The sequence below is a fragment of the Cupriavidus basilensis genome (assembly GCF_029335485.1).
GTDB classification, from domain to species: Bacteria; Pseudomonadota; Gammaproteobacteria; order Burkholderiales; family Burkholderiaceae; genus Cupriavidus; species Cupriavidus basilensis_E.
Window position 1 is genome coordinate 1 of the sequence record NZ_JARJLM010000286.1, and the last position, 15,587, is coordinate 15,587.

At 63.3% G+C, this 15,587-nt stretch carries 15 protein-coding genes; 10 read left to right on the forward strand and 5 right to left on the reverse strand.

All coding sequences use genetic code 11. The features are described 5' to 3' along the window. Positions 1 to 415 (reverse strand): acyl-CoA dehydrogenase family protein (locus tag P3W85_RS16830; RefSeq protein WP_276265612.1); only part of this gene is annotated, 415 nt, incomplete at its 3' end. A gap of 77 nt (positions 416 to 492) precedes the next feature. Beyond that, positions 493 to 2,217, reverse strand: coding sequence for an AMP-binding protein (locus tag P3W85_RS16835; RefSeq protein WP_276265613.1), 1,725 nt, complete (start codon positions 2,215 to 2,217; stop codon positions 493 to 495). A gap of 327 nt (positions 2,218 to 2,544) precedes the next feature. On the opposite strand from P3W85_RS16835, the gene P3W85_RS16840 reads away from it, so the two are divergent. Beyond that, positions 2,545 to 3,237 carry a TetR/AcrR family transcriptional regulator gene (locus P3W85_RS16840; protein WP_017224986.1) on the forward strand — a complete coding sequence of 231 codons (693 nt, stop codon included), beginning with the start codon at positions 2,545 to 2,547 and terminating at the stop codon, positions 3,235 to 3,237. A 26-nt stretch (positions 3,238 to 3,263) separates the two neighbouring features. Here the strand turns inward: P3W85_RS16840 and P3W85_RS16845 are convergent, their stop codons facing one another. Beyond that, positions 3,264 to 4,160 (reverse strand): carbonic anhydrase, encoded by an 897-nt coding sequence (locus tag P3W85_RS16845; protein WP_276265614.1) that lies wholly within the window; start codon positions 4,158 to 4,160, stop codon positions 3,264 to 3,266. 40 nt (positions 4,161 to 4,200) lie between these two features. Here P3W85_RS16845 and P3W85_RS16850 point away from each other — a divergent pair, with 40 nt between their 5' ends. Then, a complete protein-coding gene (locus P3W85_RS16850) occupies positions 4,201 to 4,893 on the forward strand; it encodes a cytochrome b/b6 domain-containing protein (protein WP_017224988.1) in 693 nt (230 codons plus the stop codon). A 9-nt stretch (positions 4,894 to 4,902) separates the two neighbouring features. Here the strand turns inward: P3W85_RS16850 and P3W85_RS16855 are convergent, their stop codons facing one another. After that, positions 4,903 to 5,361, reverse strand: a complete 459-nt coding sequence (locus tag P3W85_RS16855; RefSeq protein WP_035807386.1) for a CHRD domain-containing protein — start codon at positions 5,359 to 5,361, stop codon at positions 4,903 to 4,905. A gap of 900 nt (positions 5,362 to 6,261) precedes the next feature. Here P3W85_RS16855 and P3W85_RS16860 point away from each other — a divergent pair. Genes P3W85_RS16860 through P3W85_RS16885 form a run of 6 tightly spaced genes read left to right on the forward strand, consistent with a single transcriptional unit; the run spans position 6,262 to position 12,575 of the window. Beyond that, positions 6,262 to 6,777: a type IV pilin protein gene (locus tag P3W85_RS16860; protein ID WP_346430269.1), complete on the forward strand. Its 516-nt coding sequence runs from the start codon at positions 6,262 to 6,264 to the stop codon at positions 6,775 to 6,777. A gap of 9 nt (positions 6,778 to 6,786) precedes the next feature. Next, positions 6,787 to 7,281 (forward strand): GspH/FimT family pseudopilin, encoded by a 495-nt coding sequence (locus P3W85_RS16865; RefSeq protein WP_051078402.1) that lies wholly within the window; start codon positions 6,787 to 6,789, stop codon positions 7,279 to 7,281. Then, complete coding sequence (pilV, locus tag P3W85_RS16870) at positions 7,281 to 7,865, forward strand: type IV pilus modification protein PilV (RefSeq protein WP_276265615.1); 585 nt, start codon at positions 7,281 to 7,283, stop codon at positions 7,863 to 7,865. Before P3W85_RS16865 ends, pilV begins: the two co-directional genes overlap by 1 nt. 10 nt (positions 7,866 to 7,875) lie before the next feature. Next, on the forward strand, positions 7,876 to 8,934 hold the full coding sequence (locus P3W85_RS16875) for a PilW family protein (RefSeq protein WP_276265616.1): 1,059 nt from the start codon (positions 7,876 to 7,878) through the stop codon (positions 8,932 to 8,934). A 2-nt stretch (positions 8,935 to 8,936) separates the two neighbouring features. Next, complete coding sequence (locus P3W85_RS16880; RefSeq protein WP_017224994.1) at positions 8,937 to 9,407, forward strand: pilus assembly PilX family protein; 471 nt, start codon at positions 8,937 to 8,939, stop codon at positions 9,405 to 9,407. A 48-nt stretch (positions 9,408 to 9,455) separates the two neighbouring features. Further along, positions 9,456 to 12,575, forward strand: a complete 3,120-nt coding sequence (locus P3W85_RS16885; RefSeq protein WP_276265617.1) for a pilus assembly protein — start codon at positions 9,456 to 9,458, stop codon at positions 12,573 to 12,575. A 37-nt stretch (positions 12,576 to 12,612) separates the two neighbouring features. Here P3W85_RS16885 and P3W85_RS16890 read toward each other — a convergent pair whose 3' ends face one another. Further along, complete coding sequence (locus P3W85_RS16890) at positions 12,613 to 13,437, reverse strand: MipA/OmpV family protein (RefSeq protein WP_276265621.1); 825 nt, start codon at positions 13,435 to 13,437, stop codon at positions 12,613 to 12,615. A 472-nt stretch (positions 13,438 to 13,909) separates the two neighbouring features. Between P3W85_RS16890 and P3W85_RS16895 the strand changes: the two genes are divergently transcribed. Beyond that, positions 13,910 to 14,677, forward strand: coding sequence for a flagellar brake protein (locus P3W85_RS16895; RefSeq protein ID WP_276265618.1), 768 nt, complete (start codon positions 13,910 to 13,912; stop codon positions 14,675 to 14,677). Positions 14,678 to 14,721: 44 nt separating this feature from the next. Further along, on the forward strand, positions 14,722 to 15,587 hold an 866-nt coding region (locus P3W85_RS16900; protein WP_276265619.1), incomplete at its 3' end, for a Vgb family protein.

Genomic DNA, 15,587 nt, shown 5'->3' on the forward strand with positions numbered 1-15,587 from the left:
CGGAGCCGGCATTCGGCTCGCTCATCGCCAGTGCGCCGATCCAGTCGCCGGAGACCAGCTTGGGCAGGTATCTGGCTTTCTGCGCGGCGGTGCCGTTGCGGTGGATCTGGTTGACGCACAGGTTGGAGTGCGCGCCGTAGGACAGGCCGACCGAGGCGGAGGCGCGGCTGATTTCCTCCATGGCGATCATATGGGCGAGGTAGCCCATATTGGCGCCGCCGTACTCCTCGGCGACCGTGATGCCCAGCACGCCGAGATCGCCCATCTTCTTCCAGGCGTCCATCGGGAACTGGTCGGTGCGGTCGATCTCGGCCGCACGCGGGGCCAGTTCGGCCTGGGCCCAGTTGCGCACGGTCTCGCGCAGCATGTCGATGTCTTCGCCGAGACGGAAATTGAGGCCGGGGAGTTCGTTCATGGTTTGAGTGCTCTTGATATTCTGAATTCTGAATCTGGGAGGAATGGGGGTGGGGGCGCCCCTTGGCCGTGGCAGGATCAGGCCGTCTTGTCTACGTCGAGTCCGAGTTCCTGCGTCATGCGATCGCGCATCACGAACTTCTGCACCTTGCCGGTAATGGTCATGGGCATCTCGTCCACAAAGCGGATATAGCGCGGAATCTTGTAGTGCGCGATCTGGTCGCGGCAGAAGGCGCGGATATCGTCCTCGGTAGCCGTTTCGCCCGGCTTGAGCACGATCCAGGCGCACACTTCCTCGCCATATTTGTGATCAGGCACGCCGAACACCTGCACCGCCTGCACCTTGGGATGGCGGAACAGGAATTCCTCGATCTCGCGCGGGTACACGTTCTCGCCGCCGCGGATCAGCATGTCCTTGACGCGGCCGACGATATTGCAATAGCCCTCTTCGTCGATGGTGGCCAGGTCGCCGGTATGCATCCAGCCGTCGCGGATGGCCTCGCGGGTGCGGGGCTCGTCGTCCCAGTAACCCTGCATCACCGAATAGCCGCGCGTGCACAGTTCGCCCTTCTCGCCAACCGGCACGATCTCGCCGCCGCCGTCCACGATCTTGACTTCAAGATGCGGCTGGATGCGGCCGACTGTGGTCACGCGCTTGTCGAGCGGATCGGTGGTGGAACTCTGGAAGGACACCGGGCTGGTCTCGGTCATGCCGTAGGCGATGGTCACCTCGGCCATATGCATATGCGCCACTACGCGCTTCATGGTCTCGATGGGGCAGGGCGAGCCCGCCATGATGCCGGTGCGCAGCGTGGAGAAGTCGTACTTGGAGAAATCCGGGTGGTCCAGCTGGGCGATGAACATCGTCGGCACGCCGTGCAGCGCCGTGCAACGCTCCTCGCTCACCGCCGCCATGGTCGCCACCGGATCGAACGCCTCGCCCGGGAACACCATGCACGCGCCGGTGGAGACGCTGGCCAGCACCGCCAGCACCATGCCGAAGCAGTGATAGAACGGCACCGGGATACAAAGCTTGTCCTGCTCGGAGAAGCGCATCGCCATGGCGATGAATCGCCCGTTGTTGACGATGTTGCGGTGCGTCAGCGTGGCGCCCTTGGGCGCGCCGGTGGTGCCGCTGGTGAACTGGATGTTGATCGGGTCGCAGCGATCGAGTTGTGCGCTGATGGCATCGAGTTCGGCGACGTTGGTATGCGTGCCGGCCGCCAGCAGGGCATCGTAGTTGAGCATGCCGGGGGTACGCTCGCCGCCCATGCGGATCACCCAGCGCAGCGCCGGCAGGCGGGCCGCCTGCAGCGCGCCCGGCTCGCAGGCCTGCAGCTCCGGCGCCAGCGTCTGCAGCATGTCCAGGTAGCGCGAAGTCTTGAACGACTCTGCCGCCACGATGGCCTTGCAGCCCACCTTGTTCAGGGCGTATTCGAGTTCGGACAGGCGGTAGGCCGGGTTGATATTCACCAGCACCAGGCCAAGACGGGCGGTGGCGAACTGCGTCACCAGCCATTCCACGCGGTTGGGCGACCAGATACCGATGCGGTCCCCGCGTTCCAGGCCCAGCGAGCGCAAGCCGCCGGCCATGGCATCCACCGTATGCGCGAACTCGCGCCAGCTCCAGCGGATGCCTTGTTCCCGGAATACCACCGCCTCGCGGTCGGGGAAGCGCGACACGGTTTCGGCCAGCAAGGCCGGCACCGTCAGTTCGGACAGGGGGATATCTGTCTCACCCCGTACATGGGACAGCCCGCCAATGGGCAATGTCGTTGGGCTAGCCGCACCCTGCGTCGTCATACTCGTCTCCAAAGCGATGTCGCAATGCTGTCTGTTTCCCCGGTTTCTTGAGTTTATTGAGTGTTACTCAAATTGTGGGGGTACGCATGTTGTTGGCTCGCATCCCGGGTATTTGTTGTGATGCGGCAAGCCCGCTGACTGGAAAAGTACACGCTAAGCCAAAAAAATGCAACCTTGAGTTGAGTAAAGATCAATTACAATGCCATGACAGGTGCGAAGCGGCGCCGCTGCCGCCCGGCCGTAGCCCGCCGGCGGGCAAGCCGGCGCCATTTCCCATGCTGCGCTGCACTACAATGACCGGCTTCCGGCAAACGAGGTAACACGTCGATGGACGACACCATGGTTCGGCGCCGCGTACCCGCGGGCGCCAAGGCGGAGCAGCGCATCCGCGACATCCTGCGCGTCAGCCGCGAAGTCTTCGCCGAGATGGGCTACGAGCGCACCACCACCACCGAGATCGCCCAGCGCCTGGGTATCTCCGAAGCCACCGTCTTTACCTACTTCCACGGCAAGCGCGAGCTATGCGCGCGGGTGATCGAAGACTGGTATGACGAGATCATCGGCGTGGTGGAGGAGGGGCTGCCGCGGGATCAGAGCACCAAGGTCCAGCTTGAATTCTTCGTCCGCACCCACCTGCGGCTGTTCCTGATCCAGGGCACCGGCCTGTGCGCGCTGGTGCTGTCCGAAGGGCGGGCCAAGGGGCCGGGGCTGGGGGACGTGTTCGTGCCGCTGCAACGGCGGTACACGGCGCCGCTGATGGACCTGCTGGCCCGGGCGCGGGAGAACGGGGAGATCCGCACGGATCTGCCGCTGAGCCTGCTGCGTTCGGCGATTCTCGGGCCGATGGAACATATTCTCTGGGACGCGATTGCCCGGCAACGGCCGGTGGATATCGAGCGGACCGCCAGGGATATGGTCGGGCTGCTCTGGCCCGCGCTGCTGCCGCCGGATCTGGAGGTGGTGGCGTTGAGGGAATTTTACGGGGAGGTGGGGGCGGCCTTGCGGCGCGTGGGCGGATAGGCGAGGCGGCTAACTGGCCACAGGCATCAGCGGCTCGCCTGGATAGTGCGTGCGTTCAGCGGTTGCAACGGCCGTGCGTTCATGGGGTATAGCCGCTTGAATGCGGCCAACTGCGCGCGCGACAGTTCCACGGGCTGCTTGAGCACCCGCCATTGCACGTCCTCGCTGCAAGGTGGCGTGGTCAGGGAACCGACGAAGGCGTAGTAGCCGCGGTCCGCCGGCAGCAGGTCGGCCACGTTCAGCCCGCCCGGCAAAGGCTTGGGCGCATTCACACCGGCAGGCATGGCCGGGAAAACGCGCTTCAGCACAGGATTGGCCTTGCCCTCCTTGAACAGCACGGCGATGGCGGCGAGTTTGCCCGCCGCGTTCCTGTGGACCAGGTGTGCCACCAGCGGATAGGCTTTTCCATTGATTCGTTCCTCGCTTGGCGTATGGAAATGAAGCTGGACGAACGCGTACTGGCCAGTGGCCAGGCTGATGGCTCCGCCGTCGGGCACGTTTACCTGCACCGTATGCCCGGTATTGACCACGTCAGCAGGCCTGTCGACATACTGGAAGCCGATGGGCGGCAGGTCGGCCTTCACTGCGCCGCGGATATTGATCGGCGACTGTTCACGGCCGAGCTTGCACGTGGCGTAGTCCGGCTGAAGGTCGCCCCAGTGCGGAGCGCCCGTTTTCCCGCTGTAGGTCCAATGGGTCGAGTGGCCGGGCGCATGTTCCTCGCCCTGAGCCGCGCCGGCTGCACTGGCAGCAAGCATGGCGGCAATCAGCATTTGCTTCATCATGGCGGTTATCCGTTGGGATGCTGGGCGGTGGGCGCCGATGCCATGGCGCGCGTCGTAATGAAGAAAAAAGAAAAGCGATGCTATACGAAGGCGAAATAATTGCAATTTACAAATGCTTTTGACTGGCTTAAAAAACATGGAAGCGAGGAGGCTGTCCCAGGTGCACGAGGGGTGACATATGAAAGCCGGCGAACCGATCTCACCACTGGAGCAAGCGGATCGCCGCCCCGTGCTGGTCTGGGACGTGCCGACACGGCTGTTCCACTGGCTCGCGGTGGTGCTGGTGGCGGGGGCCTACGCGACCTGGCGGCTGAACTGGATGGACTGGCATGTCCGGATCGGCGAAACGCTGCTCGCGCTGGTGCTGTTCCGCCTGCTCTGGGGCTGCTTCGGCAGCGAGACCGCACGGTTTCGCAACTTCATGGCATCGCCCGCCGCTGCGATCCGCCATCTGCGGCACGTCTTGCGCCGCGAGGCCGACCTGCAGGCCGGCCACAACCCGGCGGGAGGGTGGATGGTGATGCTGCTGATCGCCCTGATGCTGGGCGAAACGCTGAGCGGGCTTTACCTCAACAACGACATCGCGGACGAAGGACCCCTGACCCAATGGGTACCCGCCGCGATAGCCAACGCCATCTCGGCACTGCACTCGATCCTGTGGGATGTACTGCTGGCGGCAGTGGCGCTGCACCTGCTGGCCATCGCGCTATACGCCGTGGCCAAGGGGCACAATCTGCTGCTGCCCATGCTGACCGGCCGCAAACGCCTGCCGGCGAGCGTTGCAGCGCCGCGGCTGGCGCCTGCGGCGCTGGCGCTGTTTCTGCTCGCGGTCAGCGCCGCCGCAGCGGCGCTTCTGGCAACGTATCTCTGAGTTGCGGCGTCAGTTCGCCTTGGGCGGTACCACCTGGCCGCGGATCTCGCCGGCTGGATGATCCTTGGTGTGCACGTTGATATACATATCACCCGCAAGGAACGCCTTCGCGTCGGCTGCGGACAGCGTGGTCTGGCCCTTGATCGGGCTGGTCGCCGGAGCCCCCTTCCCGGAAACCCAGATTTTCACGTCTGCGTTCTTGCCGGCTGCGGCCGGCCCGTGGAAGTGCGCCATGGTGGCCTCGCTGGACAGGCCCGTGTAGGTGACGGTCCAGGTGACGACGCGTGTGGCGGGATCGTAGGTGAGGTCGGCTGAGCCGCTGCCCTGGGTCTGCATGGCGGGCACCTCTTGCGCGCCGGTGAGCGGCACGGTGAATGAGAGCGGTGCGGCATGGGCCAGGGTCATTGCGCCGGCCAGGGCGAGGCCAGCGAGTATCGGGAGGGCTCGCCGCGATAACGGGGTTTGCATCTTGATTGTCTCCTGTCGAGGGGGCTGGCTGGATGGTGGCTGGTTGCTTGGGGCCGATGGCGAAGTTCTGAAGAAAGGATAGGGCGGGTTATCTTTCAAATCCAGCGTGGGTGTTGTGTGGGCGTCGCGAAGCCGGGCGAGAACGTAAGTGGTTGGAGAGCCTGGCGGCCGCGGCACGCGCACGCCCTTCTGCAAATCCGGACTGCCGTGCTCAATAGGGTTATTCGTTTTATCCGTGCAGGATCTTGCGCTTCAGGCTTGTAGCCTATTGTGATTTAATGATAACTCAGAATCCGCCTCCGCTATTTTTATCTGGAAGCCGGATAACCGTATGCGTCCAATACCGAGGCGATGGGTGAAGTGATTTTTTCACTACTTTATTTGAATTTATGTGGAGAGAAGCGCGCTTTGAAAAGCTTCGACTGACCATGCGCCGCTGGTGGCCGCTGGTGTCTCATTGACCTCTCGCGGGAAGACCTGACCGCAGCCTCCGATTTGCTGCGGTCTCCGGCGTGCACGATTCGCCACGCGCCGTCGGCCAGCGCATTGCGCACCCGTGCTCGACGCGCCAGATCCCATACGTTGAAAGGCTGCTACAGGTTCCGCCATCTGCTGCTGCACCGGTGTTGAACCGGCATTCGAGAACAGCGCACTGTCTGACACACTCGATTTCCAGCAAGATGGCAAGGATGTTATGCATGCACGGATCGAATCGAAGGCTATCGGGGAAGTCGCTGTCTGAAATTCGCGACGTGCTGGAAAAATATTCTGCCGGCCTTTACGAATGAGTGGCGGTGGCGCGGAGAAAGTTGTTAAATTTAGCGTCCGTCTGTCCGGCAGCACGCATTAAAATAAGCCGGAAGGATTGGAAGCCAAAAAATAAAAGCAGTGGGGTCAATCATGGGTCAGTCTTCATGCCGATCGGCGGCAGGCGCATTGGCGCGCGCGCGCCTCCTCTTTCGCATTGGTGAGCCGAGCAGCGTAGCGGCCTTGCGCACGGCAAGCGCCCAGCTTGGCTTCACGCTGATCGAGTTGATGATCACGGTGGCTATCATCGGCATCCTCGCGACCATTGCCTATCCCTCCTACACGCAATATGTGATCCGTAGTAACCGTTCTGCCGCCCAGAGTTTCATTCTTGGCGTGGCCAACCAGCAAGAGCAGTACAACCTCGACGCACGTCAATACGCCACAACCATGACGGCGCTCGGCTATGCCACCATTCCAGCGGAAGTGGCAAAGAACTACAACGTCACCGTGGCGGCAAGCAACGCCGTCGCCCCGCCGACCTACCTCGTGACCGCCACGCCGATCGGCGCGCAGGCCACCAACGATGCCCAATGCATGAATCTCACCGTCGACCAGACGGGCACCAAGGGGATCAGCGGCAGCGGCACCGTGGCTGGTTGCTGGTGAGAGTGAATCATGGACGTAACCATGTTGCCCAGCCTTGCAGAAGCGCGGCACGCTCGAGGACACCTGCAGCGGGGGTTCACCTTGATCGAGCTGATTGCCACGGTGACGATTGCTGCCATCCTGATGGCCATCGCCACTCCCTACTTTCGAGATTTCATATCAGGGCAGCGGATCCGGGCAGCTGGCTACGATATTGTCGCCGCGCTGATCTATGCCCGCAGCGAGGCGATCAAGCGCGATAGCGGTGTTACCGTCGCTCCGGCGTCGGGCGGCTGGCAGAACGGCTGGACGGTCACAAGCGGCACCACCACCCTCAGCCAGCACGAGGCGTTGCAAGGGCTGACCATGACAGGCCCGGCGGGCGGGCTCGTCTACAACGGAAACGGCCGCCTCACTGCCACCATCAGTCCTTTTGGTATCAGCGCGGCCAGCTCCACCGCACCGCAGCGCTGCATCAATGTCGATCTGAGCGGGCTGCCAAGCAGCCAGGCCGGGAGTTGCTGATGCGGAGCCCATCGCCAATCAGCCGCCAATCGGGATTCAGCCTGATCGAGGTACTCGTTACGCTGATCATCCTGCTACTCGGACTGCTGGGTCTTGTTGGCCTGATGTTGACCGGCCAGCGCGCGGAGGCCGAGTCGTACCAGCGCACCCAGGCGCTGATTCTGCTGCAGGACATGATCGGCCGCATCAATGCCAATCGGTCGGTCGCCGGCTGTTATGCCTTCACCGCCGATCCGGTCAACGGGCTGCCCTATCTGGGAACGGGCGCCGCCGCAGCGCCGGCGTGCTCCCTTGGCACTGTCCAGGCCTACACCATGGCCAACGGGGATCTTGCGGCCTGGAGCAGTCTGCTCGCCGGCGCGGCTGAAACCAACGCCAGCGGCAACGTCGGCGCCATGATCGGCGCGCGCGGCTGCGTCAGCTATGACAGTGTCAGCGGCGTCTATCTGGTGAGCGTGGCCTGGCTGGGCGTGGGGAAGACGGTGGCGCCGGGCGCGGGCCTTGGCTGCGGCAAGGGGCTGTACGGTGACGAGGCGCGGCGGCGGGTAGTTAGCGCAACACTGCAGATTGCCAACCTGAACTGAGGCTCAATACATGGCAAAGTCAACCGCCTCCGTGCGTTTGCGCTCCCGTCAGGCGGGCTTTTCGCTGGTCGAACTGATGATCTCGATCACGATCGGCCTGTTCCTGATGGCAGGTGTCGCGGCGCTGATCAGCCAGCAGAGCAGCACCCGTACCGAGCTCGACAAGTCGGCCCGGCAGATCGAGAACGGTCGCTATGCATTCACGCTGCTGGAAGACGATATCCAGCATGCCGGCTACTATGGTCAGTATGGCGGCGCGTTTACGGCCCTGTCTGCCTTGCCGGATCCGTGTGCAATCGACAAGACCAGCGTTGCCGCTTCCCTGGCCTTGCCCATGCAAGGCTACGATGCTCCAGCCACCGTACCGGCACCGCTGTCGGCTTGCCTGCCGAACGCAAATCACCTGGCGGGGACGGATATCCTGGTGGTGCGCCGTCTTGAAACGACCGACACCCTCCCAACGCCTGCCACTGCCGTAGCGGGCCAGGTGTATGTGCAGACTACCCCCACCGGTACGCCGGTGACGGCTGTCGGTCCGGACCCCACGCCGGCAACCCCCTCCGTATACACCCTGGTGCAGAACGACGGCGTTACGCCGGCCGCGCTGCGCCGTTACATCGAGCATATCTATTTCATCAGTCCGTGCAACGTCCTGGCCGCCGGCGCCACTACCTGTACCGCGGCGGCGGACGGCGGCAAGCCGGTGCCGACGTTAAAACGCCTGGAAATCGCGGTAGCGGGCGGCGCGTCGAGCTGGGTCACGACGCCATTGGTCGACGGCATCGAGAACCTGCAGCTGGACTATGGCATCGACGCTGTCGGGAAGGGTGCGCCAGCCATGCCCTTCGCAACTGCGCCTGCGCTGGCCGACTGGCCCAATATCATGGCCGTGCAGGTCAACTTGCTGGCGCGCAACACGGAGGTGTCCACTTTCGTCGACAGTACGTTGGCGGCGAAGACCTACAGCATGGGAGCGGCCGGTTCGGCAGGCCCCTTCGCGGATAATTTCAAGCGGCACGTCTACACCGGCATCGTGCGCGTCATCAACCTCAGCAGCCGGAGAGAGTAAAGATGCGGCGTCGATTATTCCAGGGCGGGCTGCGCCAGGCAGGCATGAGTCTGGTGGTGGGGCTGGTCATGCTGATTGTCCTGACCCTGTTGGTGGTCTCCGCCATGCGCATGAGCAAGACCAACCTGAAGGTCGTGGGCAATCAGCAAGCCAGAATCGAGGCAACGGCTGCCGCGCAGCAGGCGATCGAAAAGGTCATCGGCTCGGTCAGCAATTTCTACACGCCTACCGCGCAGACTTTCAGCATCGATATCAATAACGACGGCGTGGCGGACTACACCGTCCAGACTGCCAAGCCGACATGCTTGCAGTTGACTGCTGCCGATGGCTACAGCGTCGACTTTGCTGACTCGGCACCGAAGGATACCTATTGGGATATCAGTGCGGTCGCTACCGACAATCGAAGCGGCGTCACCGTTACCGTGCATCAAGGTGCCCGGGTGCGCATGAATTCGACGGCCACCTGTCCCTAGATCACAACTTGCATCGCCCCGGGGGGCACCGTGAATATGTTGAGACTGTTGAAGCTCGTTTTGCTGGCCTCGCTGACGCTCGTGTCGATCACCGGCCGCACGGATGACACCGATATCTTCAATCAGCCGCCAGGCGTGAAGTCGCCGGCGCCAAATATCCTGTTTATCCTGGACAACACTGCCAACTGGTCGAAGGCCTCGCAGAAATGGGTCGGGTCGGCAACGCAGGGCCAGGCGGAGCTGCTGGCTATCAAGAACTTCGTGGCTGGGCTGAAGCAACCGGCCAATGTGGGCCTGATGATGTTCTCCCTGGCAAACAAGCGCGATGGAGGCTACTTGCGTTATGGCATACGCGACATGAGCGTGGCCGCCAATAATACTGCGTTGCAGAATATCGTTGGCGGCATCAATGTCAATGCACCCGAAGAAGAGGTCGACCAGTCGTCCGGCGACTACGCCAACGCCTTGTACGAGGCATGGCTCTATCTCAAGGGTTCGGGCAGCTGGGCCGGCATGGATCCGCTCGCGGACTATCCCGGCAACCTCGGCCTCGCCAACGGGGGCGGCAACAAGATAACCAATAACCTGACAACCTCCGGCATTGGCGGCTTGTCCTCGGGTTACGCCTACAAGGGCTCCGCCAATGGCTCGGCTTACAACAGCCCGATTGGCAGCAGCGGCTGCGCGCACACCTACATCATCTTCATCGGCAACAACCGGCAGGGCCAGTTGCCACCCGTGCCGGCCAGCACGGACCCAGCCACCACCACGCTGGCGAAATACCCTGGGTATTCCACAGTCTCGAATGTCCAGGCCGCCTGGGCCCGTTTCCTGAAGTTGCGCCCGGATCTCGGCGCCGGTAGCGCGGCCGCCGCGAACGGATCCGTCACCACCTTCACCATCGACGCTTACAACGCGCAGAATAATGCCGATTTCACGGCCATGATGGGCAGCGTTGCCAGCAATGGCGGCGGCGACTACTTCCAGGCCGGCAGCGATACCGCCCTGGCTTTAGCGCTGAACAATATCCTGAATCAGATCCAGGCGGTGAACTCGGTCTTCGCCTCCGTTTCCCTGCCGGTGTCGGTAAGCGTGCGTGGCACCTATCTGAACCAGGTGTACCTGGGCGCGTTCCGCCCTGATGCCAATGCCAAGCCGAACTGGGTCGGCAACCTGAAGCAGTACCAGCTCGCCGTGGACGCCACCGGCAATGTGTATATGGCCGACAGCGTTGGCGCGAAGGTGCAGAGCAACACGACGGGCTTCGTCAACCCAAGCGTGATCAGCTTCTGGACCAATCCCTCCACCTTCTGGAATCCCAACTACTATGTGAATTCGCAGGGGGTGGGAGGCAGTTCGGATTCGCCGGACGGCGACCTGGTGGAAAAGGGCGGCGTGGGGCAATACCTGCGCACCGCGTTTGCGAATAATCAGGCGAGCCGCAACGTCTATACCTGCACCGGCACTTGCACGACGGGTTCTTCCCTGTCCGGCACGCCATTCAGCACCGGTAATTCCTCGATCGTGGCCACTATGCTCGGCCTGTCGAGCGGGGCCAGCACCGAGCCTGTCATCAATTGGGTGCGAGGGGGCAATACCCTGGCGGACGACCCCCTTGTGGCCAACCCTTCGGCCCCGCCTGTCTACAATATTCGTGGTTTTGCGCATGGCGACGTGCTGCACTCCCGGCCGGCAGTGATCAACTACAACCGCACTGCCGACGACATCGTGGTCTTCTACGGCGCCAACGACGGCATGTTGCATGCCGTCAAGGGTGGCCAGAGCAGTGCCGGCGGGACGGAGTTGTGGAGCTTCATCCCGTCCGAGCATTTCCCGAAGTTCAGCAGGATGTACAACCACTCGCCGTCGATTTCGAGTTCGGCGCCAAAGCCTTATTTCGTGGATGGTTCGTCAACGGCCTATACGGAGTCGGACCCCACCACCGGGGCGGTCACCAAGGCCTATCTGTTCCTGACCATGCGTCGGGGCGGGAACTTCATCTATGCCCTGGATGTGACCAACCCAGCCACCCCGAAGCTGCTGTGGAAGCATGGCGCCAGCGATACGGGGTTCGGTGAACTGGGCCAGACCTGGGCGGACTTGCGCGTTGCCAGGCTGAAAGCCAACCAGGGCAACGCGGTAGTCATCTTCGGGCTGGGCTACGATGCCGCCGCCAACGACACCATCGTGCAAGGCACCGCTACCCAGGGCCGCGGCGTGATGGTGCTGGATGCCGCCACCGGCAATCTGGTCTGGCAGGCCGGCCCGGCCGCGGCCACCGGCTCAACGGGCTTGAATGTGCCGGGTATGACCTACGCCATTCCCTCCAATGTCGCGATCTACGATTCCAACCGCGACGGATATATCGATCGTCTATACGCCGCCGATACCGGCGCCAATATCTGGCGGATCAACATCGGCGACGCCTCGCCTGCAAACTGGACCGTAACCAAGCTTGCCTCGCTCGGGGGAAGCAGTGCGGCTGCGCGCAAGTTCCTTTACGCACCTGACATTGTGCCCGCCACCGTGCTGAACCCGACCGACAGCCTGCTGATCGGTTCCGGTGACCGCGAGCACCCGTTCGATACCACCATCCAGAATCGGTACTACATGATCAAGGATGACCACAGCCTGAACGCCGTGCGTTCGACACCCATCACTGAAGGCGTGGCAGGAGCCACGACCGGCGTTGCCGGCCAGCTCTATGACGCCACCGCCGATCTGATGCAGGTCGGCACGCCAGCCCAGATCGCCGCCGCCACGCTGGCGCTATCGACGGCAAGTGGCTGGTATGTCACGCTCGGTGCGGGGGAGAAGGTTGTCAGCGGCTCCACCACACTGTCCGGCACAGTCATGTTCACCACCAACACGCCGGCCACAGCGGCCACCAATTCGTGTACGGGAAACCTCGGAGAAGCGCGCTACTACATGATGAACTATCTGAGCGCCGCTTCGACCAGTGATCTCACGGGCGACGGTGGCCTGACGGCCGCAGACCGCTATCTGGTGCTGACCGGCGGCGGCTATGCGCCGACGCCGGTCCCGGTTTCGGTCCAGATCGGCGGCAACACGTACCAGGCGGCCGTCAGCGGAACCAATGTGTTTACGCCGTCCGGGCCGGTGCTGGGCCGCCGCTACCGGACTTACTGGCGCGGGCTTATCGACTAGGTCCGTCGACATTCCTAGCGCATGGGCACCGGGTGGTTCAGAACTGATAGTTGACGGACACGGCGAACGAGAAGCTGGTGGCGCGCTGCACGACCGGGCTGCTGGCGATGCCATGCACCAGTTGCGACACGCTGGCGTCGGTCGTGGCAAACCAGTGCTTGTCGAAGAAGCGTATAGCGCTCAGGCCAGCGCCATAAGCCTTGATGCCGGGGCTGGCCTGGTGCTGCGCATAGCCGGAGCGCGCTGATTGCTCTGCGCTGACACCGAACCAGGTGTTCATGTAGCGCGCATCGGCGAAGGTCACGGTTGGCCCGGCGAACCAGTAGAACGTCTCCGAACTGCCCGGCAGCGGCAGGTAGGCACCGAGGTCGCCGATCCAGCCGTCGGAGCCGCCCATGGCGCGCCGGACATTGGCGCGGATCACGAGCGGAATCTCCTTCGAAACCACGTAATCGACGAACACCTTGGCCTCCGGCGAGAAGTTGATGTTGCCCATGCCGCGCAGATGAGCGTGATCGTCGGCTTCCCGGCGGCCGAGATTGTAGGTGATCGCCACGCCGGCCCGCCAGTGCGGTGTACTGACGAGATTGACGCCGATGCCTTCGCCGGTCGAAGCGAAGAGGAGGTCACGGTAGCGGACGTCGACGGCGGGGCCGCCCAGCACCTGATAGCTGGAGGCGCCGTCATAGCGGGGGCGATAGATGGCGCCCAGGCCGACGCGCACCTCCCAGGTCGGCGTCTCGGGCTCGAACATCTTCTCCAGGGGGATGCCTACCGAATACTGCCACTCAGACAGCGGAGACGGTGTTTGGGCTCGTGCGCGCGGCATCAGCAGGATGGTCATCGCCATCAGCATCGGCATCAGCAATAGCAATGGCAGTGCGGTCCGCGCACTCCGCGCGGGTTGCCTGGCGCCGCGATGCAAGCCGTCAGCGAGCGTGGACTGAAGCGTCGACACATCAGCCTCCGTACCCCGGTGAGGGGCCGAATCTTGCGTTGGATCGGAACAACGGCGCCGGAACGGACACGACGGAAACAAACCGGCAGTGGCCTATCATTTCGCTGCCCGCCGGATTGCACAATCCTCCTCTGGCATTAGTGCTTTGGTTTTACCGGCTGCGGTCATCGCCCAGGCTTAGCCGAAAGCGTCCCACTGCGTCCTTGTGCCGCTGCGTGCACTTGTTTCCGCAATGGTGGCTGATATCCGGCCGCGCCGAGGGGTTAAGTCCTGCCGCTTTCTACCGTTATCTTCTTCTTGCGGGTTGTCCGTACATCTGATCCCCATCGCCGTTGGAGTCGAGACGTATCCCTCGTCCTCTTTGTTGAAGGATTTCGTGAGCCTCAATCCCTCCAATGCCAGGCGGCAAACAGATCGCATGCCAGCACCAGGCGACTCCCTATTGAATGCCTGCCACAGGTTGACCCTCCCCGTGCAGATCAGTGCCGTGCTGCTCGATCTCGCCTGGTTGAAGTGTATTGTCCGGCTACGCACGCGCGACGGCTACAGGATTGCCACCACCTTGCTGAAAGTCGACCCGGTTGGCTGTACCTTCGTCTTCGACGGATGCCGCACGGAGGCCGAGCGGGACTTGCTGCTGACATCGGATGAGATTGCCGTCACCGCTGTGCTGCGCGATGTCAGGATCGACTTCGTCATCGGACGGCCCTACCCAGTCAAGTATCGGGGCGGCACGGCCTGCGCCGTCGCCTTCCCGTCCCAGCTCAACCATTTCGAGCGCCGTCGCCATCCCCGTGCACGACCCCACGCCGCCATGGGCTACCGTTGTGAGCTACGCACGTCCGACGACCAGATTCTGAGGCTGGATATCGCGGACCTCTCTCTGTCCGGTGTGGGCCTTCGTTCCACGGCTGTGAGTATGGCGCAGCTGTCGGCTGGCACGATCCTGCCGGGATGCCGGCTCGACTTTCGCGGCCAGGGCGAACTGGAGTTCGACCTGCAAGTGGTCGGGCACGGTCTGGTCTGGAGCGACCAGCGCGCCACGCATCACATCGGCTGTACCTTTGCCGGCCTTGCCCCCGGCCAGCAGACCTTCCTACAGCGCCTGGTCTATCACATTGAACTGGCGGGCCGCGAAGAATAGTATGCGTAAAACTATAATGAAGCTTCCTCAGGAAGGAGCCGGCAATGCGCGCAGCTTCCCTCTCATCGGTACTCGCTGCATGGGTCCTGGCGGGAGCAGCCTCGCTGGCCAGCGCGCAGGGTGCCGCGCCGGTGCGCATCCAGAGCTATGCGGTGCCGGCCGGCGCGCATCCCCATGACGTAGCGCCCGCCCCGGACGGCTCGGTCTGGTACACGGCCCAGCCGCTTGGCGCGCTCGGGCGGCTTGATCCGGCAACCGGCAAGACCATGCACATTCCGCTCGGCAAGGGCGCAGCACCGCACGGCGTCATCGTCGGGCCGGACGGAGCGGCCTGGGTCACTGATGGCGGCCAGAACGCAATCGTGCGTGTCGACCCCGCCACGCGCGCGGTGAAGCGCTTTCCGCTCCCGCCCGGGCACCCGAATGCCAATCTGGACACAGCCGTGTTCGACGCGCAGCGGCACCTGTGGTTTACCGGACAAAATGGCGTCTACGGCGAAGTCGATCCCGTCAGCGGCCACATACGCGTGTTCGATGCTCCGGAGGGGGCAGGGCCCTACGGCATTACGGTCACACCCGGCGGCGATGTCTATTACGCTTCGCTGGCCGGCAACTATATCGCGCGCATCGACAAGGTTACCGGTGCCGCGCATACCATCGTGCCGCCCACGCCGCACGCAGGGCCACGCCGTATCTGGTCGGATTCCAAGGGAATCCTGTGGGTCAGCGAATGGACCGCCGGCAAGCTTGGCGCCTACGATCCCGCCACCAACCGCTGGCGGGAATGGCGCCTGCCCGGCGACGGCCCTCACGCTTATGCCGTCTATGTCGACGAGCGCGACAAGGTGTGGTTAAGCGACTGGGGCGCGAATGCGATCTTGCGCTTCGACCCGCAAACGGGTCGCTTCGA

Bases quoted from the DNA above. Each gene is read 5' to 3' on its own strand.
- P3W85_RS16835 (WP_276265613.1), bottom strand. From the start codon at position 2,217: ATGACGACGCAGGGTGCGGCTAGCCCAACGACATTGCCCATTGGCGGG.
- P3W85_RS16840 (WP_017224986.1), top strand. From the start codon at position 2,545: ATGGACGACACCATGGTTCGGCGCCGCGTACCCGCGGGCGCCAAGGCG.
- P3W85_RS16845 (WP_276265614.1), bottom strand. From the start codon at position 4,160: ATGTTTTTTAAGCCAGTCAAAAGCATTTGTAAATTGCAATTATTTCGC.
- P3W85_RS16850 (WP_017224988.1), top strand. From the start codon at position 4,201: ATGAAAGCCGGCGAACCGATCTCACCACTGGAGCAAGCGGATCGCCGC.
- P3W85_RS16855 (WP_035807386.1), bottom strand. From the start codon at position 5,361: ATGCAAACCCCGTTATCGCGGCGAGCCCTCCCGATACTCGCTGGCCTC.
- P3W85_RS16860 (WP_346430269.1), top strand. From the start codon at position 6,262: ATGGGTCAGTCTTCATGCCGATCGGCGGCAGGCGCATTGGCGCGCGCG.
- P3W85_RS16865 (WP_051078402.1), top strand. From the start codon at position 6,787: ATGGACGTAACCATGTTGCCCAGCCTTGCAGAAGCGCGGCACGCTCGA.
- pilV (WP_276265615.1), top strand. From the start codon at position 7,281: ATGCGGAGCCCATCGCCAATCAGCCGCCAATCGGGATTCAGCCTGATC.
- P3W85_RS16875 (WP_276265616.1), top strand. From the start codon at position 7,876: ATGGCAAAGTCAACCGCCTCCGTGCGTTTGCGCTCCCGTCAGGCGGGC.
- P3W85_RS16880 (WP_017224994.1), top strand. From the start codon at position 8,937: ATGCGGCGTCGATTATTCCAGGGCGGGCTGCGCCAGGCAGGCATGAGT.
- P3W85_RS16890 (WP_276265621.1), bottom strand. From the start codon at position 13,437: ATGCCGATGCTGATGGCGATGACCATCCTGCTGATGCCGCGCGCACGA.